Below are 20,451 nucleotides of genomic sequence, written 5' to 3' on the forward strand. Positions count from 1 at the left end.
GGCCGATTGTGCATCACGCGCCTCTCATCTTGGCGCTCTGGCCATGGGCAACGCGCCCGCGCGGCCCGTTGAAATATTCCTGGATCCAGGGATGATCGAGCGCCAGCAACTCGTCGATCGTCCCGACCGCGATGACCTTTTGATCGGCGAGCACGGCAACGCGGTCGCAAATGGCGTGGAGCGTGTCGAGATCGTGGGTAATCAGGAACACGGTCAGGCCCAGCGTCTCCTGCAAGGCCCGCGTCTGCTCGTCGAAAGCCGCAGCACCGATTGGGTCGAGTCCCGCGGTCGGCTCATCGAGGAACAGCAGGGCCGGGTCCAGCGCGAGCGCGCGGGCAAGGCCGGCGCGCTTGCGCATCCCGCCGGAGAGCTCGGAGGGGAATTTCGGCCCCGCATTGTCCGGAAGGCCGGTCATCAGGATCTTGTAGGCGGCGATTTCCTCGCGCAACTGAACCGGCAGATCGGGATAATACTCCCGCAACGGCACCTGCACATTCTCGGAGACAGTCAGCGTGGAGAACAGCGCGCCGTTCTGGAACAGGATACCCCAGCGCTTGCGGATTGCCAGCAATTCCGGGTCCGCAGGGTCGCGGTCCAGCATTTGCTCGCCGAACACCTCGATGGAGCCGGCATAGGGGCTTTGCAGGCCGATGATCGAGCGCATCAGCACCGACTTGCCGGTGCCTGATCCACCCACGACGCCGAGAATCTCGCCGCGCCGCACGTCGAGGTCCAGCCCGTCATGCACGGTCTGGTCGCCGAAGCGATTGACCAGTCCCCGGATGGAGATGACCGGATCGTCGCTAGCGCTCATTTCCACCCCAGCCAGGTGAAGAACACCGCGAAGATGGCATCGAGCACGATGACGATGAAGATCGCCTGCACCACAGCGGCGGTGGTGCGCAGGCCGACTTCCTCGGCATTGCCGCGCACCTGCAGGCCCTGGAAGCAGCCTGCGATCGCGATGATGAGGCCAAAGACCGGCGCCTTGATAAGGCCGATATAAAGGTCGGTCAGCGGCACGACTTCACGCAGCCGCTGGAAGAAGGTGACGGGCGGAATATCGAGCGAGACCGCGCACAGGAAGGCACCGCCGATCACCGCCATGACCGAGGCATAGAAGCCGAGCAGCGGCATCATGATGACCGCGGCCATGATGCGCGGCATCACCAGCGCTTCCATGGGCGAGACGCCGATGGTGCGCATCGCGTCCACTTCTTCATTGAGCTGCATCGTGCCGATCTGCGCGGCAAAGGCCGATCCCGAGCGGCCGGCGACCATGATGGCCGTCATCAGCACGCCCAGTTCGCGAAACGTCAGGCGCCCGACGAGATTGACGGTCAGCACCTCCATACCGAACTGCTCGAGCTGCACCGACCCTTGCTGCGCGATCACGATGCCGACGAGGAAGCTCATCAGCCCGATGATGAAGAGCGCCGAGATTCCGACGACCTCGATACGCTGGACGACGGCGATCAGACGGATGCGAGACGGATGCCGCAGCAGCATGAAGGATGTGATGACCACCGCGCCCAGAAAGCCGAGCAGGCCGATCATCGTGTTGAAGGTCATCCGGGTTGCAACACCCACTTCCTCCAGAATGCGCACGATCGGATGGGGCGGCACATTGCGCGTTTCCAGCGGTTGATCGTTGCGCGAGACGACGTCGATCAGCCGCATTGCGTCGTCACTGGCGCCGGTGATTTCCGCCTGCGTGCGTTTGGCGAGGCTGTGGACGATCCACGCGCCGATTGTGTCGATCTGGGTGACCTGCGTGAGGTCGATCCGGGCGACATCGCCCTCTATCGCCTCGGTGCGATTGGGCAGATCGCCAAGCTGGGCGAGCGCAAGGCTGCCGGCGAAGGCAACCGTCCGGCCTGTTGCATCGTTGCTCTCGATGAGGTCGGCAGATTGCGTCATCTGAGCCACAGTGGGCCAGTTTGCGTTGCACGGCAAGCCGAATTGGACCATCTGGCGGGCCGCAGCCCGAGAGTACAGGGAGACATTGAGCGGTGCAGAGGATCGCGATCTACGACATGGACCGCACGATCACCGTGCGCGGCACCTATGCGGCGTTTCTCACGCACATGGCTCTCTCGCTGGCGCCGTGGCGGCTGATTTTCCTGCCCGTGGCGGGCTTGGTCATGCTCGGCTATGTGCTGAGGCTGGTCGATCGCGGCCGGGCGAAGGAACTCAATCAGGCGCTGCTGATCGGGCGACGGGTCAATCGCGAGAGGATCCGCCCGGCCGTGGAGGCCTATGCCGACAAGGTGATTGCGCGCAACATTCGCGCCGGCGCGCTGGCCCAGATCGCGCAGGATCGCGCCTCCGGCTGCCGGCTGGTGATCGCTTCGGCATCCTTCCGGCTTTATGTGGAACCGATTGCGAAGAGGCTGGGCTTCGATGATGTGATTGCTACCGATCATTTCAGCCAGGGTGTCGACTACATCCGGGCACGCATTGCAGGAGAGAACTGCTATGACGTCGCAAAGTTGCGGATGATCGAGGCGTGGATGTCCCGCGAAGGGATTGCCCGGGCCGATGCGCACGTCCGCGCCTATAGCGATCACGTCACCGATGCACCGCTGTTGGGCTTTGCGGACGAGGGCTATGCGGCGAACCCCCATAGTGCCTTGGCGTCACTGGCGGCGGAAGAAGGCTGGCCCGTTCTGCACTGGTGAAGTTGCGCGGCGCGACGGGAATAGCGCCTACGCCGGTAACCCGATGAGCGAAATCTGCCGCCCATAGCCCGGCTCGCCAGCATGGCAGGCGCGACGGTAGGAGAAGAATCGCGCGGGCTGGCTGTACGTGTCCTCATCCAGCAAGGTGACCGTGCCGATGCCCGCCTGCGCCAGTCGCGCTCCGACATAGCCGGCGATGTCGAACTGCAGATGGCCAGGGCGGCCCTCGGCGAAAAAGCGCTCGTCATCCGGATCGCGTTCGAGGAACGGGCGCTCGAAACCGGCACTCACCTCATAGCTCGCCTTGCCGATGCATGGGCCGATGGCGCAGGCGATGGTGGCGCGTGTCGCGCCCAAGAACGTCATTGCGTCGATGGTCGCTTCCGCCACGGCGTGGAGCGCGCCTTTCCACCCCGCATGGGCCGCCCCCACGACGCCATGGGTGGGATCGGCAAAGAGGATCGGCACGCAATCAGCAGTGAGAACCCCCAGCAGCAGCCCGGGGCGCGCTGTCACCAGCGCATCGGCTTCCGGTCGGGCGTCGCGCGGAAAGGCAGCGTCCGCAATGACAACGCGGGCGGAATGGACCTGATGCAGCGTCACGAGCGTCGATTGCGGTAGCACGGCTTCGCGCGCCAGATCACGATTTGTCAGAACCGCGTCGCGCTCGTCATCCGAACCCAAGCCGACATTGAGTCCGGCGTGAATCCCTATCGAGACGCCGCCGGTGCGCCCAAGAAAGCCGTGGGGTACATCGCCCAGCGCGCCGGCGCGCAGCACTTCGATGCTCATGCGAACCCCGCCGATGCCGGCCAGTCCGGGTGACGCAAGGCGAGGGCCTTGAACAGCGTGCCCATCTGATCGGGCTCGACCAGCCGGTCGCGCGCGGCGCGGATATCCTCGGCACGCGCAGGATTTGCGCGGGTAAGCGTGGCTGCGCGCGCATCAATGCCCAGCGTCGTGAGCAGGGCGCCCTGCCCGATGCATGGTTGCGGCCGCAACCCGTGCGCCCGGCCGACGGCGGCAATCATGCCGAAGTCGACATGGGCGGTCAGGTCGCGGGTGCCCGGCGCATCGAGCGGATCGGCAAAGCGGTGCTGGCTCATCGCTTGCAGCGTATCGCCCGATGCCGGTCCCTCATAGCCATAATCGATGGTCAGCAGCGCACCGCCCTGTCGGCAGAACCGCTCTGCGAGATCGGCGACGATGGCTTCGGCCGCAAAATTGCGCTCGACCATGGATCCCAAAGGCGCATCGCCGAGCGCAAGGGGAATGTGCTGGCCGCAATCCTCACCGCCAAGGATGAAAGCAGCGGGCTCGCGCTGCACGAAACGTTCGCGCCAGCCCGCGCCGGTGCGCTGGAACTGGCGGATCGGCAGGGCATCGAAAAACTCGTTGGCGATGACGATCAGCGGGCGATCATCGGGCAGTGTCGCCACGCTGTCATGCCAGATCGCGCCCGGCACGGCGGCCTGCTGGCGAGCACGCAGCGTAGGGCTGGTTTCGACGAGATGGACCGGCGGTACGAGCCTGGCTTGGCCCATCGCTCGCAGGGCGTCGGCCGCGAGCGTCCCGCGACCCGGTCCCAGCTCGACATAGGCGAAGGAAGGGCCGACGCCGGCGCGCAAGGCAAGATCGGCCATCCAAAGCCCGATCAGCTCGCCGAACATCTGGCTGATCTCCGGCGCTGTGATGAAGTCCCCGCGCGCGCCCAAGGGATCGCGCCCGGCATAATAAGCGGCATTGGCTGCCGCCATGAAGTCGTGGAGCGAAAGAGTGTCGCGGCCCTGCCAGATGTCAGGCGACACTGTCCTGCCCGGCAATCGGCTCGACGCGGGTCCGGCGGCCCTTCGCGGTCACCACCAGATAGAGGCCCAGCACCAGCATCGGCAGGGTCAGCCACTGGCCCATATGCAGGCCGGTGCGTTCCGCGAACTCCATCAACTGGGAATCCGCCTCGCGGTAGAACTCGACGAAGAAGCGGGCAGCGCCGTAGCAGAGCGCGGCAATGCCGAACAGCTTGCCGGGCTCGTAGCGGGCCTTGGTCTTCCAGAAGAAAAAGGCGAGGATCGCGAACATCAGCGGCCCTTCCAGCAGCGCTTCGTAGAGCTGGCTGGGATGCCGGGGCAGGTCGCCTCCGCCGGGGAAAACGATACCCCATGGCACGGTGGTGACCTTACCCCACAGCTCACCATTCACGAAATTGGCGAGCCGGCCGAAGAACAGCCCGAACGGCACGACGCAGGCGATATAGTCCGCCACCCGCAGGAAGGAGAGCTTCTCGCGCCGGGCCATCCACCAGATCGCGGCGATCACGCCGATCGTGCCGCCATGCAGCGACATGCCGCCTTCCCACAGCTTGAAGATGTCGATGGGGTTCTGGAGGATCGACGGCTGATAGAAGAGAATATAACCGAGCCGTCCGCCCACGATGATGCCGAGCGTGGCATTGAAGATGAAATCGTCGGCATGGCGGCGGGCCATGGGTGCGCCGGGCTGGCGGAGTAGCACCGTCAGATACCAGTAGCCGATCAGAATACCGGCGAGATAGGCCAGACTATACCATTTGATCGCGAAGAAGCCGAGATCGAGGGCGACCGGATCGAGCCCGAGATTCTGGAAATAGATGGGCTGAGCAGCGGCCAGGACAGCAAGCGTCAAGTGTTTTCCCCGTCAGTTTTGCGCTGCATAGTGCAAGACGTCAGCAACACCAAGGCCGGAGAATGACAGGCCACGCTGCAAGCCATGTCCTCGGCATGGAAAGCACCCGTGGCGGCGAGAGCCTCCTACCGGCCCCGCGCGTCGCGGATGCGGCCTGTATCCATGCCGGCGAGTTGTCGCTTGAGGTCTTCCGGCGCCGGCGCGATCAGGAAGCCGAAGCTCACATTGCCCTCGCGCGTTTCCACCACATGATGCAGGCGATGCGCCTGCACGATGCGCTTCATGTACGGCGAGCGGGCCACGTAACGATGCTTCACCCGCTGGTGAACGATGATGTCGTGGAAGCCGAGGTAGATGGCGCCATAAGCGGCGATTCCGGCGCCGACAGCGGTCGCCCAGTTGCCCCAGCCCCATTGCACGCCGCCGAGCAACATCAGGATCGAGGGCAGGGCGAAGATCACGAAATAGAGATCGTTGAGCTCCCAATGGCCCTTTCGCGGCCGATGGTGGCTGGCATGCAGAAACCAGCCGGGCCCGTGCATCACCCAGCGGTGCATCACATAGGCAAAACCCTCCATCAACGTGACGGTGAGGATGAAGAGAGCGGCAAGACTGAGGAACGACATGGTGCTCCCGCCTATAGGCTTGCGGGCGCAGGCTGTGAAGCAAAAGGGCTGCCTTGTCTTGCGGGGAGCGGGCGGGTTAGCATGGCGTCATGATGACCCTCGCGTGCCTTCGCCGGCTGACGATGCCCGTCGCCTTGACCCTCCTGTCTGTAGTGGCGCTGGCCCCGGCCCACGCCCAGCGATCCGAAGCCGAGATTCAGGCGAAGATCGACGCCGAGCTGGAAGCGATCAATCGCGCCGAGGCCGCCGCGCGGGCGGCCGAAGCGGCCGCGGCCCAACGCAAGGCTGAGGAGGAGGCTGCCAAGGCGCGGGAGGTGGTCGAGACGCAGGTCTTTGAGACCGTGCCCGTCGTCCTGACGACCAGCGCCGGCACCATCACCCTTGCGATCGAGACAGAGCGTGCACCCGTGACTGCGGCCAATTTCCTCGCCTATGTCGATGGGAAGCGGCTCGATGGCACGTTCTTCTATCGCGCCTTCAAATGGGAGGATGGCACGCCCGGTGGATTCATCCAGGGCGGGACGCAGAACGATCCAAAGCGCATCCTGAAACCCGTGCCGCATGAGCCGACCAGCAAGACCGGGCTGAGCCATATAGAAGGCGTCATTTCCATGGCACAAGGTGCGCCGGGGACGGCGACGGGCGATTTCTTCATCATCGTCGGCGACATGCGTGGCTTCGACGCAAGGCAGGATCAGCCGGGTTTTGCCGCTTTCGGCCGGGTGATCGACGGCATGGATGTCATTCGCAGCATCTGGAACGCGCCGCGCAGCGCGACGAAGGGTGAAGGCGTGATGAAGGGGCAGATGCTCGAGCCTGCCATTCGCATCATCACGGCCCGGCGGGCCAAGGCCGACTGACCTGGTTCAGGATCGGTTTGTAAGAGCGCGGCCGCTCCCTCGTCGCCCATAATAAAAGGGGCCGCGACGGATGTCGCGACCCCTTTGTTCAGCCGTCTCCCCCCGGTGACGGCCGCACTTTATTCGATCAGAACGCTGCGCCGACCGAGAACACGACCGCTGCGTCGCTGCCGCGGATCTGGCCGGGCTCGTCGGTGTCGACATAGCGCACGCCGAAGGTCAGCTGCTTCCAGCTGGCGCTCACGCCAGCCGACCAGTCGAACACTTCGCCGTCAACGCCGCCGAGGAAGCTATCGCTCGTTGCGTAGCCGATGCTGCCGTCAACAGTGAACGGCGTGCCAGGGATGGCGAGCGACGGAGCAGCCTTGATGTAGAAGGCGTCGTTCTTGCCGAGCGCGTCCTGCTTCCAGGCATAGTTGGCGGTGACTGCCAGGCCAACCGGGCCGAGCGTGGTCTTGACGGTGACATAGGGCTCGAAGAAGTCGGTCGCAACGTCGGTGACCGTGTCCTTGGGGTACAGATAGTAGAGCAGACCGGCGTCGACCGTCACGCCCGGAGCCAGCTCCGTGGAGTAGCCGGCGAAGAAGTCGAGCTCAGCGGTCGCGCCATTGCCAGCGCCGTCGAGATCCGGGAAGTCGACGTTCGAACCCCAGGTGCCGAAGTAGAAACCGCTGTCGTGCGTCACGGTGATGCCGGCCTGGATGGCAGCATTCTGCTTCGTCTGCGAGAAGCCGCGGAAGCGGTAATCGGACACAACGGTGGCGGAGCCGGAAACGGTCAGGCCGCTGTCATCGTCCTGCGCGAGAGCAGGGGTGGCAGTGGCAAAAATAGCGAGGGCCGAGAGGCCCAGAATGGACTTACGCATGGGATTCCCCTTAACGAGATAAAAATGCGATCGTCCCTGCCTGCAGCGCCGGGCGATCGCTTCATTTTGGATCCGCATTTTGTTGCGGTTGAGCGGACTTGCCGGCAAGCCGCGATCCTGATGCCTCTGTCTTGTGCGACGCACAAGACAGAAACTGCACATATGTGTTGCGAACTCATGAAGTGTTGCAGCCGCGCCACGCTGGCTATTGACCGAAACCGTAGGGGAAGCAGGCGCATCTGGAGGTTTTGCCAGACTTGCTCAGGCGCGAAGTGCCCCCATGGGCGGTCAGCCAGGGTGCAGTGCAAGCGGCGGGCGACTCAAGGAGCGGCGTGGTGCTCCATCGCAAGCTGCCAACGCTGAAGCCCCTGTTCGAGGTCTGCAATGAGATCGTCAGGCTCTTCCAGCCCGACATTGATCCGCACCAGCAAACCCTTGGCCTCCCACTGTCGCGCCGTGCGCAGGCTGGCGGGATCGACCGGCAGGGCAAGGCTCTCGAACCCGCCCCAGCTATAGCCGATGCCGAACAGCGTCAGCGCGTCGATAAAGGCCGCGCGGGCCGAGTCGTCGTTGCTCGCCAGTTCGAAAGCAAACAGGCCGGCGCTCCCGGCGAAATCGCGGCGCCACGCTTCATGACCGGGGCAGGATTCCAAAGCCGGGTGCAGCACGCGCGCAACTTCGGGCCGCGCCTCCAGCCAGCGGGCCAGCGCCAGCGCGCTTTCGCCCTGATGTTTGAGGCGCACGGCCAGCGTCCGCATGCCGCGCAACACCAGCCAGGCATCGTCCGGACTGACGGTCTGGCCGAGCATGTGGCCGCGCTTGTGGATGGCGGGCCACAGCGCAGCATTTGCGGTGACGGACCCCATCATGACGTCACTATGGCCGCAAAGATACTTTGTGCAGGCGAGGATCGACACATCGACCCCCAGGCCGAGGGCCGGCAGCAGCAAGGGTGTCGCCCAGGTGTTGTCGATCAGCGTGATGATCCCGCGCGCCTTTGCCACCGCGACGATGGCGGGCACGTCCTGCACCTCGAAGGTCAGGCTGCCGGGGCTTTCGAGGAAGATTGCCCGGGTTCGCTCGGTGCAAAGCGCAGCGATATCGGCGCCGATCAGCGGATCGTAATAGATCGTCCGCACGCCGAACTCGCGCAGCATTCCATCGCACATCGCGCGGGTCGGGCCATAGACGCTGTCGACCATCAGCAGTTCGTCGCCGGGCTTCAGCACCGCGAGCAAGGCGCCGGCAATGGCGGCGACGCCCGAGGGGTAGAGCATCGTGCCGGCCGCTTCCGGCTCCAACTGGGTGATGGCCTCAGTCAGCGACCAGCTCGTCGGCGCGCCACGCCGGCCATAATAGAGGCGGTGCGGATCGGCGGTCGTGGCGCTGCGCAGATGCGCTACATCCTCATACAATATGGTGGAAGCGCGCCAGACAGGCGGGTTGACGATCCCGCCAGGCTGCCCGGGCATCCCGGTCCATTCCGGGCGGCGACCAGCTTGGACCAGTCTTGTGCCCAGGCCAAGAGGTTTGCCGGTCTTTCCGTCGTCGCTGGTGCCGCTCATGCCGGACCGACCGCCTTGGGTGTCGCGGGATCGGCCCCCCATTCAGACCAGCTCCCGTCGTAGATCCGTACATCCTCCTTGCCCAGCAGTGCTGCGCCGAACAGCAGATTGCAGGCGGTGACGCCGCTGCCACAGCTCATGATCAGCGGCTTGTCGAGGTCGACGCCTGCATCGTCAAAGGCTTGCCGCAGCGCGTCGCCCTGCTTCCAGCGTCCCTGTTCGTCCAGCAACAGGTTTGACGGCAGATTGGCCGAACCGGGGATATGGCCTTCCGCCATGCCGGGGCGCGGTTCGGCGGCATCGCCCCGGAACCGGTCGGCGCTGCGGGCATCCACGACTTGCGCGGCGCAACTCTCCAGATTGTCGAGCACATCGGCCTTGCTGGCAATGGCGCTGTCGTCGCGGGCGGCGGTGAAGGCACCGTTGTTCGAGCTGGTTGACTCGCCTGCTTCGGTCGGGCGGCCTTCGGCGGTCCAGCGCGCCAACCCGCCATCCAAAATAGCGACCTGACGCGCGCCAAAGATGCGCAGCAGCCACCACGCCCGGCCCGCGCTGCTCAGCGGGCTATTGTCGTAGATGACGATGCGGTCGTCCTGCCCGATGCCGAGGGCAGCCATCCGCTCGGCGAACTGGGCGTTGGTCGGCACCATCGCGGGGCGTGGATCGCCCGTATCGTTGAGCGTCGAGAGATCGAGGAACACAGCGCCGGGAATGTGCTGCGCCAGATATTCCGCCTTCGGGTCGCGCGGGGTGCCCGGCAAGAAGGCCGTGGCATCGAGGACCTTGAGGTCCGGGGCGCCGAGCGCCTTTGCGAGCCAATCGGTGGAAACCAGCATATCCATGGAAGCGCATCCTTGAGGTGGGTTGGTTGGCGCAAGGGGTTCGCGCCGGCCACGAATCATATTAAGGCGCGTGGCATGACACTCAAGCATCTCGGTCAGACAAGCGGACTTCCGGCAAGCCCGGAGGAGGCCGTTCTCGATTATGTGCCCAACCCCCGCAAGGGCCGGCCCTATCTGGTGCGCTTCACCGCGCCCGAGTTCACGTCGCTCTGCCCCGTCACCGGCCAGCCCGATTTTGCGCATCTGGTCATCGATTATGTGCCGGGCGAGACGATTGTGGAATCCAAGTCGCTCAAGCTCTTCCTCGGCAGTTTCCGCAATCATGCCGGTTTCCACGAGGATTGCACGGTCGGCATCGGTGAACGGCTGACGGCCGAAATGCAGCCGCTCTGGCTGCGCATCGGCGGCTATTGGTATCCGCGCGGCGGCATTCCCATCGATGTATTCTGGCAGTCCGGTCCGCCGCTCGACGGCGTATGGCTCCCCGCTCAGGGTGTCCCCGGCTATCGCGGCCGGGGCTAAGCGGGCGCCGGGGCAAGCCCTTATTTAAGCAGTCCGCCCAACACGCCGCGCACGAGACGCCCGACCAGCCCGCCGCTGCTCTTGCGACTCGATCCACCGAGAATCGCCTTGCCGATCTCATTGGCGACCTGCCGGCCTACCGATGAAGCGGCCGAGCGCGTCGCGGACTGAATGGCGCGGTCGAGATTGCTCGGCCTGGCAGCCTCCCGCGCCTGAGCGCGCGCTTCTGCTTCGCGCTGCTTGGCTTCCAGACTGGCCTGCTGTGCAGCGGCCTTGTCAGCCTGGGCTTGTGCCTTGGCTGCATCTGCGGCCGCGGCTGCGGCCTGCGTGCGGGCCAGCAGGATCTCCTCGGCTGATTCGCGGTTGATCGCCTCGTCATATTTGCCGTCGCAGGGCGAAATGGACTGGATGATCGCGCGCTCCTTGGGCTCCAGCACGCCCAGCCGCGAACGCGGTGGCGCGATCAGCGTCCGCTGGACCATCGAGGGCGCACCATCTTCCTGCAGCAGGGAGACGAGTGCCTCGCCCACGCGCAGTTCGATGATCGCGGTTTCGACGTTGAGAGCTGGATTGGCGCGGAACGTCTCGGCGGCGGCCTTGATCGCCTTCTGCTCACGCGGGGTAAAGGCGCGCAGGGCATGTTGCACTCGGTTGCCGAGTTGCCCCGCCACATCCTCCGGCACGTCGATAGGGTTCTGCGTCACGAAATATACGCCCACGCCCTTGGACCGGATCAGGCGCACGACCTGCTCAATCTTGTCGACCAGCGCCTTGGGGGCATCGTCAAACAGCAGATGCGCTTCATCGAAGAAGAAGACGAGCACGGGTTTTGCAGGGTCGCCGACTTCGGGCAGCGTTTCGAAGAGCTCGGATAGCAACCAGAGCAGGAAGGTCGCATACAGCTTCGGGCTACGCATCAGCTTGTCGGCGGCGAGGATGTTGATGAACCCGCGCCCCTTTTCATCGGTGCGGATCAGGTCGCTGATCTCCAGCGCGGGCTCGCCGAAGAATTTGTCGCCACCCTGCGATTCGAGCTGCAAAAGCTGGCGCTGGATGGCGCCGACGCTGGCCTTGGTCACATTGCCATAGCGGCTGGTGAGCATGTCGGCATTATCGGCGCAATAAGCCAGCATCGCCTGCAGATCGCCCAGATCGAGGAGCAGAAGCCCTTCGTCGTCCGCATAACGAAAGGCGATGGTCAGCACGCCTTCCTGCGTTTCATTCAACCCCATCAGTCGGGCGAGCAGCAACGGCCCCATTTCGGAAATGGTGGCGCGGACCGGATGGCCCTGCTCGCCATAGAGATCCCAGAAGATCGCCGGATTATCCGAGAAGGTATAATCGGTCATGCCGATTTCCTGTGCGCGGGCGATCAGCTTGTCGGCGTTCTTGGCGGTCGGCGAGCCGGCCATGGCGATGCCGGACAAGTCGCCCTTCACATCGGCAAGAAAGACCGGAACGCCCTGCGCCGAAAAGCTCTCGGCCAATCCCTGCAGCGTGACCGTCTTGCCGGTTCCAGTTGCGCCGGCAATCAGGCCGTGCCGGTTGGCGCGACGCAGGACCAGACGCTGCGGTTCGCCGTCGAGACTTTGGCCAATGAAGATGCTCGTGTCGTCGCTCATGCCCGTTCTCCAACCACAGGCCAGAGGTAGCTTGGCAAAGGGAGCAAGAAAAGCGGCACAAACAGAAAAGGGCGCGAGGTCATCGCGCCCTTTCACTCCGCCGGGATGCCCCGCGCTTACATGCCGCGCAGGCGGATCGGCACGAAGGCCGGCTGCGATCCGCGGCGGACCACCTGCAGGAGCACGGCGTTGCGGCCGGCATCCTTGGCAGCCTGCGCGGCCTTGCCCAGTTCCGCCTCGCTGGTGACCGGCTGGCCATTGGCCGTGGTAATGACGAAGCCGCGGCGCAGCCCCTTCTGTCCGGCATCGGTCGCGGGGTCGACAGCTGTCACCACCACGCCGCGCGTATCCGCCGGCACGCCAAGCTGGCGGGCGATGGCGGGCGTCAGCGACTGAACGGCGATGCCGAGCAACTGCTGCGAGGCTTCCTTGGTGGCCTGGGCATCCTGGTCCGAGAAATCGTCCTCGGCCGGCTGGCTGAAGTTGGCCAGTTCCTCTTCCGCCGGACGCTCCTCGATCGTCGCGCGAATAGTCATGCGCTTGCCATTGCGGATCAGCTCGATCGGCACGCTGGAGCCGACCGGCAGATTGGCGACGATGTAAGACAGAGTCTCGTCCGGATTCACCTCACGATTGTTGACCTTCACGATCACGTCGCCAGCCTTGATGCCGGCCTTGTCGGCGGCACGCCCCGGCTCGACGCCATGAACGAACTCGCCGCGGTTGCGGGGCAGGCCAAGCGAATCGGCCATGTCTTCGGAAAGCTGTCCGATCTGGATGCCGAGATAGCCGCGCGTGATGGTCTGGCCCTTGCGCAGCGTCTCGATGATCGGGACAGCCTGCTCGGCCGGGATCGCAAAGCCGATGCCGATATTGCCGCCGGTGGGCGAGAGGATCTGGCTGTTGATGCCGATCACATTGCCGTTCATGTCGAACATCGGGCCGCCGCTATTGCCCTGGTTGATCGAAGCGTCGGTCTGGATGAAGCGCTCGCCGCCACCGGTGTTGCGGTGGAGCGCCGAGATGATCCCGGCGGTAACCGTGCTGCCGATGCCGAAGGGATTGCCGATGGCGATCACCCAATCACCGACGCGGGCACGGGTCGAGTCGCCGAACTTCACGAAGGGCAGCGGCTTGGTGGTGGAGATCTTGAGCACGGCAAGGTCAGAGCGCGGATCGGTGCCGATCAGCTTGGCCTCATATTCCGTGCGGTCGGGCAGGGTGACGGTGATCGAGTCGACCCGCGCGCCCCGCGCACCGGGCGCGATCACATGGTTGTTCGTGACCACATAGCCATCTGCTGAGATGATGAAGCCCGAGCCGAGCGACTGCGCCTGGCGGGTCTGAGGCTGGTCGCCCGAGCCGAACAGGGCGCCGAACGGCGTGCCTGCAAACGGGTTCTGCACCTGCACGCGCTGGCGGGTGGAGATATTCACCACGGCCGGCTGCAGGCGCTGCGCCATGTCGGCGAAGCTCATTGGCGCGCCGCGCGGCGCCGCTGCGGCCATGTTTTCGTTCTGCGCGGTCTGCGCGACGACGGTGGATGAATTGGATGTCAGGGCAATGGCGGTGCCGCCGAGGAGGAGGGCTGCGGTAATAGCATAAGCGTAGCGCACGAAGATGTTCCTCTTCTCTTCATCTTTCGCCGGGTGTTCCGGAACGGAAGGCCCGGAGCCGGGGAGTGACCCACCGGCCATGGAATCGCCCGGATGAACGGGCATTGAATGGTCAGGGCGCGACGTAAAGACGCCGCGCCCTCAATCAGCCTTAGCGCCCCCGGAACTGGCGGAGATAGTCGTTGTCCGTGGATAGGACGGCGCTGGTTTCGCCGGGCGCAGTTTCGGCAAAGGTCGTCCGGTAGGACTGCATGGCGCGATAGAAATCGTAGAACTGCGCGTCCTTGCCGAAGCTGGCGGCGTAGACCTTTGCTGCGGCGGCATCGGCATCGGCGCGGATCAGCTGGGCGCGCCGGGCGCCTTCTGCGCGGATGGTCAGAGCCTCCTGCTCGCGCGCGGTGCGCATCCGCTGGAACGCGCTCTGCAGCGGTGTACCGTCGGGCAGGTCGGCGCGCATGATCCGCACGTCGATGATCTCGGCGCCATATTGCCGCGCGACCCGGTTCAGGCTGGCGGTGATGTTGTTCATCACCTCGCTGCGTTCCGGGCTGAGCAACAGGTCGAAGCGGCGGCGGCCCAGCTCGTTACGCAGGGCCGAACCCAGGATCGGGCGCAGCGCGTCCTCAACCCGGGTCTCGCTACCGGCCGAGATGAACATGCGCCGGGGGTCGACGATGCGGTAGCGTGCAAAGGCATCCACCTGCAGGCGCAGCTGATCGGTGGAGAGCACCTGCTGGCGCTCCATGGCGACCGACTGCACGCGCTTGTCGATCCACACGACTTGATCGACGAACGGCAGCCGGACCTTGAGGCCGGCCCCAGTGTTCCCGAACACCTCATTGGGTTTGTAGGCATTGTAGATGCGGACCGGTTCGCCGAAGCGCAGCACGACGGCCTGCTTGGTTTCCGGGACGATCGAGAAGGTGCTGGCCAGCAGGATCAGGCCGACGGTCGCCAGAACGGCCAGCAGGATGGGGTTGCGCAAGGAGAGGTTCATTGTGCGCCTCCCTGCGGCTGGGCTTGCGGCTGTGCAGGCGTCTCCACGCTCACATTCGCGCGGGGGCGAAGGGCTGGTAGCGGCAGATAGGGCGTCACACCGGGGGTTTCGACAATGGTCTTGTTCACGCCGGAGAGCACACTTTCCATGGTTTCATAATACATGCGGCGACGCGTCACGTCGGGTGCGAGGCGATACTCCTCATACACCTTGTCGAACGCGGCGGCCTCACCCTGTGAGCGGGCAGAGAGCTGCTGCGCATAGGCGCGGGCCTGATTGAGATAGGTTTCGGCAGCCTGCTGCGCAGCGCTGACTTCCTTGAAGGCATCGTTCACGGCGGCTGGCGGATCGGCCTGCTTGATGGCGACGCCCTGAATGCGCACGCCCGCGCCGTAGCTGTCGAGAATCTGCTGCATCCGCTCCTGCACCTGTGCCTCGATGGCGTTACGCCCCGCGCCGAGCGCGTCGGTCAGCGAGACCGTCGCCACCACTGCGCGCATGGCGGATTCGGAAACGGCGGTGATCGTTTCCTCAGGATTGGCGATCTGGAAGAGATATTGCTGCGGGTCGCGGATATTCCAGCGGACAGAATAGCCCAGATTGATGATGTTCTGGTCGCCGGTGAGAACCAGCTTCTCGGATTCATCGCCCGCCGAGCCGAGATCGACCGTGCGGATCTCTTCGACGTCGAGGATGGTCACATTTTCGAGCGGGGCGGGCAGCGACCAGTTGATGCCGGGGCCAAGGGTGCGGCTGTAGCTGCCCAGGATGGAGACGATGCCGCGCTCCTGCGGGCCGATCCTGTGAATGCTGGTGGTGGCAATCCACAGCACGACGATGGCGATGGCGGCATAGAACCAGATCGCGCGCCCGCCGGGGCTGCGTGGCGTGCCGCCACCCTGGCCGCCGAAGCTGTCCCGCGCGCGGCGCATCAACTCATCGATTGCGCTCGGGCCGCGCGAATCCGCGCCACCTCTGTCATCCCGGGGCGGTGGGGTCCACGGGTTGCGCGGACCTTCCTTGCCCTTGCCGGAAGACGGCTCCTCGCCCTGCGTGCCCCAAGGACCACCCTCGCTCATTGGCAAAGTCTGGCCGGGATTTTCCATCAATTCCTTACTCATGCCTTGGTTATAGGGACGGTCTTTGCGGAAATACAGGGCCGTGCTGCGATAATTGCCCCTTGGTGAGGGCGTATTCGGGCGCTCTTCGATTCACAAAACAGTCGGCATGTTCTAGAGCGCCCGCATGACTGACTCTCCGATCGATGATGCGTCCGCCCTTCCTCCCGCTCTCACCGCCCGGATCGAAGGCCTAGCCGCGGGCCGCGCCGGCGGACTTCGCCTGCGCGACAATGTCCTCAGCCTGGTGCTGGATGTGAGCGGGCTGGACGCGGAGCAGCGCGATTCCCTCGCCGCGCAGCTCGTCGCGGCGGGAACGAGCGAATTCGGTCTGGAGGATGTCCGGGTCGCGATGACGGCGGAACGCGCCGCGCGCCCCACGATCATTGCGGTGGGGTCGGGCAAGGGCGGCGTCGGCAAGTCGACGCTCTCGGTGAACCTCGCCGTCGCGCTCAAGGCGCTCGGCAAGCGTGTCGGCATGGTGGATGCGGACATTTATGGCCCGTCGCTGCCTCGTTTGCTGGACAGCGAGGATGCCAAACCCAAGGCGGAAGGCAACCGCCTGTTCCCGGTCCAGAACGCCTATGGCATCCCGATGCTGTCCATGGGGCATCTGGCCAAAAAGGGGCAGGCGATTGCCTGGCGTGGGCCGATGGCCGGCAATGCACTCGGGCAGTTGCTGGATGCGGACTGGCAGGGCATCGATCTTCTGGTGGTGGATTTGCCACCGGGCACAGGCGACGTGCAGCTTACCATGATCCAGCGCTACAAGCCGGCCGGGGCGGTGATCATCTCCACGCCGCAGGATCTGGCGCTGATCGACGCGACGCGCGCGGTGAGCTTCTTCGATCAGGCAAAGGTGCCGGTGATCGGCATGGTGGAAAATATGGCAGGCTATGTCTGCCCGCATTGCGGCGAGGTGTCCGATCCGTTCGGGTCCGGCGGAGCAGAAGTGAGCGCCGCGCAAATGGGCTTGCCGTTCCTCGGGCGCGTGCCGCTGGATATCGCAGTCCGCACCGCATCGGATGCCGGCAAACCGCCCGCTGCGGATGAGGGCGTGGCTGGCCAGCCGTTCCGCGCCATTGCCGAGCGCGTCGCCCGCTGGCTCGATCGAAACGGGTCGGGCGCCACGGCCGGTTGATGCAGACGCCGCGCAACAGGATGGGCAGCAGCGGCGGCGCAGAGAAGTCCGGCAAGGGACTTCCTTCATCCATCAACCGCCGAACGCTCCTGATCGGGGCTGCGGCAGGCGGCGGACTGGCCCTGGCCTGGGGGCTCTGGCCGCGCGATTATGCGCAAACCGCCGATGCAACGGAGAGCGAGACCGCGTTCGGCGCGTTCCTGAAGATCGACCGGAATGGGCAGGTCATCGTCATGGTGCCGCAAGCGGAGCTGGGGCAGGGCGTCTTCACGCTGTTCGCGCAACTCGTTGCGGACGAGCTCGGCGCCGACTGGCGCACCGTCGCGGTCCAGCCCGCCCCGCCCGGACCGCTTTACGCCAATCCCACGCTCCTGCGGCAATGGTTCTCCGGGCCGGTCACCGAGCAGTTCGGGGATCTGAGCTTTCGGGCGATCGAGGAATATGCGCGTCGGTATAATCTGGTCCTGACGGGCGGGGCGACCTCGGTTGCCAATTTCCGCAACGCCTTGCGCGAGGCCGGTGCAACCGCGCGGGTGCTGCTCTGCATGGCGGCGGCGGATCGCTGGGGGGTCGGCTGGGAAAGCTGCGATATCGTCGCGGGGATTGTCAGCGATGGGACGAACAAGGCGCGGATCGGCGCGCTGGCCGAAGAGGCCGCCGCTTTCACGCCGCCCGATCCGCTGCCCTTCCGGCCAGAAGGGCGCGAGGATGCCTTGATCGGCACCGAAGCACCCAGGTTGGATGTGCCGGCGAAGATCGACGGATCGGCCAATTATGCGGCCGACATTCGGTTGCCGGACATGATCTACGCCTCGATTCGGCAGGGGCCAGTCAATGCCATCGCGCTCGAATCGATCAACGAGGCGGAGGCGCGTGCTGTGCCCGGCATGATCGACATCGTGCGGGAGACAGGCTGGGTCGCGGTGACCGGCCGCACCTGGTGGGCGGCAAATCAGGCGTTGAGCCGGCTCGATCCCGTATTCCGGCTCGATGGGCCGGAGCTGGACGATGCAGTCATCGATACCGCGCTGGAAGCCGCGTTCGAGAGCGGCCAGGGCGGGCGCTATTTCCACCGTGGCGATCTGGAGCCGGTCTTTGCCGGTGCGCAGGTCGTCAGCGCCGTCTACGATGTGGCGCCGGCGCTGCATCTGGCGCTTGAACCGCTGGCGGCAACGGCGCGCGTGCGGCCGGAGGGCGTGGAGCTGTGGATGCCGACGCAGGCCCCGACACTGGCCCGCGATGCCGTGGCCAAGGCACTGGGCGTGTCAGCCCGCGACGTGACCATTTATCCCTTGTTCGCGGGCGGCTCCTTCGGGCTCAAGATGGAGGTCGATGCTGGCGTTCAGGCGGCGCTCATCGCCCGTGCCGCCAATGCCCCGGTGCAGCTCATGTGGTCCCGTGCGGAGGATATCATCCGCGATTATCCGCGGCCGCCGGCCCGCGCGCGGATGGTTGCCAAGCTGGGGCCGACCGGTCTGATCGAGGGCTGGTCCGCGAAGGTGGCTGCGCCCGCCACGCTGGCCCAGCAGTGGCGGCGAATCGCGCATGGCCGCACTCGGGAGGAGGCGCGGGCCGACACAGCAAACAAGGCCGACGCTCTGGCTGTCTCCGGTATGGACCTGCCCTATGCGATTCCCAATTTCGCGGTGGATCATTTCCCCGCCGACCTCGCGCTGGCGACGGGTCGCTGGCGGGGCAATGCGGATAGTTATGGCTGCTTCTTTTCCGAGAGCTTCATCGACGAGCTGGCGGTGGTGTCGCAGATCGAGCCGCTCTCCTTCCGGATGCAGTTGCTCGGCAACAATCCCCGTCTGGCGCAATGCCTCACCGCCGTCACCGCACTCGGCAACTGGCGGGGCGGCGTGCCGGGCAGCGGCCAGGGCATCGCCTGCCATAGCATGGCTGGCGGCCACATCGCGGTGCTGGTGGAGGCCGGCTTGTCGCAGGGACGGGTCGCGGTGAAGAAAATCTGCGCCGTCGCCGATTGCGGGAAGTTGATCAATCCGGGGATCGCCCGTCAGCAGATTGAGGGGGGGCTGATCTTCGGCCTCGCCATGGCGCTCGGAGGCGCGCCGGCCTATGCCGGATCGTTGCCAGCCGGTCTGCAGCTTGGCGATTATGCCCTGCCACGCATGGCGGATGTGGGGGAGGTGAGCGTGGAATTCATCGACAGCAGCGCGGCCCAGTCCGGCCTTGGGGAAATCGGCGTGCCGGCGATTGCGCCAGCGCTCGCCAGTGCGCTGGCGACGGTCACGGGGCGGCGCTACCGTCGCTTGCCAGTCATGGGAGAGGATGGATGAATGAATCGCAGGTGACGGGCAGCGCCATCGGCGCTCAAGGGGGCCGAGTGGCCGTGCTGGTCGTCAATCTCGGCACCCCTGACGCGCCGACGCCGGCAGCGGTGAAGCGCTATCTGCGCGAGTTCCTGTCCGATCCGCGCGTCGTCGAGATTCCGCAAGCGGTCTGGCAGCCAATCTTGCGGGGTGTCGTGCTCAATGTCCGCCCGCGCAAGTCGGCGCATGCCTATCAGCAGGTGTGGACGGACGACGGCTCTCCGCTGGCGATGCACACGCGGGATACGGCGCGGGGCCTGCGGGTCATCTGGGGAGATGCGATCACGGTCGACTGGGCGATGCGCTATGGCGCGCCATCCATTGCCGACCGGCTGACCGCGCTGAAAGAGAGCGGCCATGAGCGCATTCTGATCGCCCCGCTCTATCCCCAATATTGCGGCGCCACGACCGCGAGCGTGATGGATGCGGTCGGACAGGCGCTGGAAGCGATGCGGTGGCAGCCCGCCATCCGCACCCTGCCGCCCTATTTCGACGATCCCGCCTATATCGAGGCATTGCGCGCCCGCACGCAAAGCCAGTTGGCGGCCCTGCCATTCGCCCCGGATCGCCTGCTGGTGAGCTTCCACGGCATGCCCAAGCGCACCCGCGAACTGGGCGACCCCTATTATGCGCAATGCGTCGAAACGGCCCGCCTGCTCGGCGAGGCACTGGGGCGTGAGATCATCGTCACCTTCCAGTCCCGCTTCGGCCCCGCCAAATGGCTGGAGCCGGCGACGGACACCGTGCTTGAGGGACTGCCCGGCCAGGGCGTGCGCTCAGTGGCGGTGATGACGCCGGGCTTCTCGGCGGACTGCCTGGAGACGCTCGAGGAAATCGCCCTGCGCGGCAAGGAGAGCTTCGTCGCCGCGGGTGGCGAGCATTTCGCCTTTTTGCCCTGTCTTAACGCTCAGGCGGACGCTATTGCCATGTATCGGCAGCTTCTCGGGCGAGAACTTGCCGGCTGGGTCGAGCCGTCCAGCATTTGACCGAACCCTTGATGAC

General features: G+C 65.3%; 19 protein-coding genes. 6 read left to right on the top strand and 13 right to left on the bottom strand.

Translation table 11 applies throughout. The annotated features are described in order from the left end of the window. Positions 1–13: 13 nt before the first annotated feature. A complete protein-coding gene (locus tag M2334_RS00910; protein WP_264571668.1) occupies positions 14–814 on the bottom strand; it encodes an ABC transporter ATP-binding protein in 801 nt (266 codons plus the stop codon). Then, a complete protein-coding gene (locus M2334_RS00915; RefSeq protein WP_264593552.1) occupies positions 811–1,920 on the bottom strand; it encodes an ABC transporter permease in 1,110 nt (369 codons plus the stop codon). The genes M2334_RS00910 and M2334_RS00915 overlap by 4 nt, the downstream gene beginning before the upstream one ends. Before the next feature lie 116 nt (positions 1,921–2,036). Here M2334_RS00915 and M2334_RS00920 point away from each other — a divergent pair, with 116 nt between their 5' ends. Then, positions 2,037–2,681 (top strand): HAD family hydrolase, encoded by a 645-nt coding sequence (locus M2334_RS00920; RefSeq protein ID WP_264595336.1) that lies wholly within the window; start codon positions 2,037–2,039, stop codon positions 2,679–2,681. Positions 2,682–2,708: 27 nt separating this feature from the next. On the opposite strand, the gene pgeF is transcribed toward M2334_RS00920, so the two are convergent. The 4 genes from pgeF to M2334_RS00940 all read right to left on the bottom strand — a co-directional run bounded on the left by pgeF (position 2,709) and on the right by M2334_RS00940 (position 5,968). After that, positions 2,709–3,473 carry a peptidoglycan editing factor PgeF gene (gene pgeF / locus M2334_RS00925; protein ID WP_264593553.1) on the bottom strand — a complete coding sequence of 255 codons (765 nt, stop codon included), beginning with the start codon at positions 3,471–3,473 and terminating at the stop codon, positions 2,709–2,711. Next, positions 3,470–4,489, bottom strand: coding sequence for a class I SAM-dependent methyltransferase (locus M2334_RS00930; RefSeq protein ID WP_319801182.1), 1,020 nt, complete (start codon positions 4,487–4,489; stop codon positions 3,470–3,472). The genes pgeF and M2334_RS00930 overlap by 4 nt, the downstream gene beginning before the upstream one ends. Next, entirely contained in the window at positions 4,479–5,342 is an 864-nt protein-coding gene (gene lgt, locus M2334_RS00935; RefSeq protein WP_264593554.1) for a prolipoprotein diacylglyceryl transferase, read from the bottom strand. The genes M2334_RS00930 and lgt overlap by 11 nt, the downstream gene beginning before the upstream one ends. A gap of 125 nt (positions 5,343–5,467) precedes the next feature. Continuing rightward, the gene (locus tag M2334_RS00940; protein WP_264604575.1) at positions 5,468–5,968 is read right to left on the bottom strand and encodes a sterol desaturase family protein; all 501 of its coding nucleotides are present in this window, start codon (positions 5,966–5,968) and stop codon (positions 5,468–5,470) included. A 314-nt stretch (positions 5,969–6,282) separates the two neighbouring features. Between M2334_RS00940 and M2334_RS00945 the strand changes: the two genes are divergently transcribed. Further along, the gene (locus M2334_RS00945) at positions 6,283–6,828 is read left to right on the top strand and encodes a peptidylprolyl isomerase (protein ID WP_264606014.1); all 546 of its coding nucleotides are present in this window, start codon (positions 6,283–6,285) and stop codon (positions 6,826–6,828) included. Between the two features lie 127 nt (positions 6,829–6,955). Here M2334_RS00945 and M2334_RS00950 read toward each other — a convergent pair whose 3' ends face one another. The 3 genes from M2334_RS00950 to sseA all read right to left on the bottom strand — a co-directional run bounded on the left by M2334_RS00950 (position 6,956) and on the right by sseA (position 10,100). Next, positions 6,956–7,693 carry a TorF family putative porin gene (locus M2334_RS00950; RefSeq protein ID WP_264571674.1) on the bottom strand — a complete coding sequence of 246 codons (738 nt, stop codon included), beginning with the start codon at positions 7,691–7,693 and terminating at the stop codon, positions 6,956–6,958. A gap of 320 nt (positions 7,694–8,013) precedes the next feature. Further along, positions 8,014–9,258 (bottom strand): cystathionine beta-lyase, encoded by a 1,245-nt coding sequence (gene metC, locus M2334_RS00955; RefSeq protein WP_264606015.1) that lies wholly within the window; start codon positions 9,256–9,258, stop codon positions 8,014–8,016. Next, positions 9,255–10,100 carry a 3-mercaptopyruvate sulfurtransferase gene (gene sseA / locus M2334_RS00960; RefSeq protein ID WP_264604576.1) on the bottom strand — a complete coding sequence of 282 codons (846 nt, stop codon included), beginning with the start codon at positions 10,098–10,100 and terminating at the stop codon, positions 9,255–9,257. Before sseA ends, metC begins: the two co-directional genes overlap by 4 nt. Positions 10,101–10,175: 75 nt before the next feature. Here sseA and queF point away from each other — a divergent pair, with 75 nt between their 5' ends. After that, on the top strand, positions 10,176–10,622 hold the full coding sequence (gene queF, locus M2334_RS00965) for a preQ(1) synthase (RefSeq protein ID WP_264604577.1): 447 nt from the start codon (positions 10,176–10,178) through the stop codon (positions 10,620–10,622). Between the two features lie 20 nt (positions 10,623–10,642). On the opposite strand, the gene M2334_RS00970 is transcribed toward queF, so the two are convergent. The 4 genes from M2334_RS00970 to hflK form a co-directional block, all read right to left on the bottom strand. Then, a complete protein-coding gene (locus M2334_RS00970; protein ID WP_264604578.1) occupies positions 10,643–12,244 on the bottom strand; it encodes a DUF853 domain-containing protein in 1,602 nt (533 codons plus the stop codon). 116 nt (positions 12,245–12,360) lie between these two features. Further along, positions 12,361–13,860 carry a DegQ family serine endoprotease gene (locus M2334_RS00975; RefSeq protein WP_264577698.1) on the bottom strand — a complete coding sequence of 500 codons (1,500 nt, stop codon included), beginning with the start codon at positions 13,858–13,860 and terminating at the stop codon, positions 12,361–12,363. Positions 13,861–14,011: 151 nt separating this feature from the next. Beyond that, a complete protein-coding gene (gene hflC, locus M2334_RS00980; protein WP_264571680.1) occupies positions 14,012–14,857 on the bottom strand; it encodes a protease modulator HflC in 846 nt (281 codons plus the stop codon). Then, positions 14,854–15,978: an FtsH protease activity modulator HflK gene (gene hflK, locus M2334_RS00985; protein ID WP_264588114.1), complete on the bottom strand. Its 1,125-nt coding sequence runs from the start codon at positions 15,976–15,978 to the stop codon at positions 14,854–14,856. The genes hflC and hflK overlap by 4 nt, the downstream gene beginning before the upstream one ends. A gap of 124 nt (positions 15,979–16,102) precedes the next feature. Here hflK and M2334_RS00990 point away from each other — a divergent pair, with 124 nt between their 5' ends. The 3 genes from M2334_RS00990 to hemH are packed head-to-tail and all read left to right on the top strand — an operon-like array spanning position 16,103 to position 20,435. Beyond that, complete coding sequence (locus M2334_RS00990) at positions 16,103–17,116, top strand: Mrp/NBP35 family ATP-binding protein (protein WP_319801332.1); 1,014 nt, start codon at positions 16,103–16,105, stop codon at positions 17,114–17,116. After that, positions 17,116–19,416 carry a molybdopterin cofactor-binding domain-containing protein gene (locus M2334_RS00995; protein ID WP_413716421.1) on the top strand — a complete coding sequence of 767 codons (2,301 nt, stop codon included), beginning with the start codon at positions 17,116–17,118 and terminating at the stop codon, positions 19,414–19,416. Before M2334_RS00990 ends, M2334_RS00995 begins: the two co-directional genes overlap by 1 nt. After that, on the top strand, positions 19,413–20,435 hold the full coding sequence (hemH, locus tag M2334_RS01000) for a ferrochelatase (protein ID WP_264583840.1): 1,023 nt from the start codon (positions 19,413–19,415) through the stop codon (positions 20,433–20,435). Before M2334_RS00995 ends, hemH begins: the two co-directional genes overlap by 4 nt. Positions 20,436–20,451 lie beyond the last annotated feature (16 nt).

Origin of the sequence: Sphingobium sp. B11D3D, assembly GCF_025961755.1 — a bacterium.
GTDB lineage: Bacteria > Pseudomonadota > Alphaproteobacteria > Sphingomonadales > Sphingomonadaceae > Sphingobium.

Excerpts from the sequence above, each read along its gene's own strand:
- M2334_RS00910 (WP_264571668.1), bottom strand. The coding sequence starts at position 814 with ATGAGCGCTAGCGACGATCCGGTCATCTCCATCCGGGGACTGGTCAAT.
- M2334_RS00915 (WP_264593552.1), bottom strand. The coding sequence starts at position 1,920 with ATGACGCAATCTGCCGACCTCATCGAGAGCAACGATGCAACAGGCCGG.
- M2334_RS00920 (WP_264595336.1), top strand. The coding sequence starts at position 2,037 with ATGGACCGCACGATCACCGTGCGCGGCACCTATGCGGCGTTTCTCACG.
- pgeF (WP_264593553.1), bottom strand. The coding sequence starts at position 3,473 with ATGAGCATCGAAGTGCTGCGCGCCGGCGCGCTGGGCGATGTACCCCAC.
- M2334_RS00940 (WP_264604575.1), bottom strand. The coding sequence starts at position 5,968 with ATGTCGTTCCTCAGTCTTGCCGCTCTCTTCATCCTCACCGTCACGTTG.
- M2334_RS00950 (WP_264571674.1), bottom strand. The coding sequence starts at position 7,693 with ATGCGTAAGTCCATTCTGGGCCTCTCGGCCCTCGCTATTTTTGCCACT.
- metC (WP_264606015.1), bottom strand. The coding sequence starts at position 9,258 with ATGAGCGGCACCAGCGACGACGGAAAGACCGGCAAACCTCTTGGCCTG.
- sseA (WP_264604576.1), bottom strand. The coding sequence starts at position 10,100 with ATGGATATGCTGGTTTCCACCGATTGGCTCGCAAAGGCGCTCGGCGCC.
- queF (WP_264604577.1), top strand. The coding sequence starts at position 10,176 with ATGACACTCAAGCATCTCGGTCAGACAAGCGGACTTCCGGCAAGCCCG.
- M2334_RS00970 (WP_264604578.1), bottom strand. The coding sequence starts at position 12,244 with ATGAGCGACGACACGAGCATCTTCATTGGCCAAAGTCTCGACGGCGAA.
- hflC (WP_264571680.1), bottom strand. The coding sequence starts at position 14,857 with ATGAACCTCTCCTTGCGCAACCCCATCCTGCTGGCCGTTCTGGCGACC.
- hflK (WP_264588114.1), bottom strand. The coding sequence starts at position 15,978 with ATGAGTAAGGAATTGATGGAAAATCCCGGCCAGACTTTGCCAATGAGC.
- M2334_RS00990 (WP_319801332.1), top strand. The coding sequence starts at position 16,103 with ATGACTGACTCTCCGATCGATGATGCGTCCGCCCTTCCTCCCGCTCTC.
- M2334_RS00995 (WP_413716421.1), top strand. The coding sequence starts at position 17,116 with ATGCAGACGCCGCGCAACAGGATGGGCAGCAGCGGCGGCGCAGAGAAG.
- hemH (WP_264583840.1), top strand. The coding sequence starts at position 19,413 with ATGAATGAATCGCAGGTGACGGGCAGCGCCATCGGCGCTCAAGGGGGC.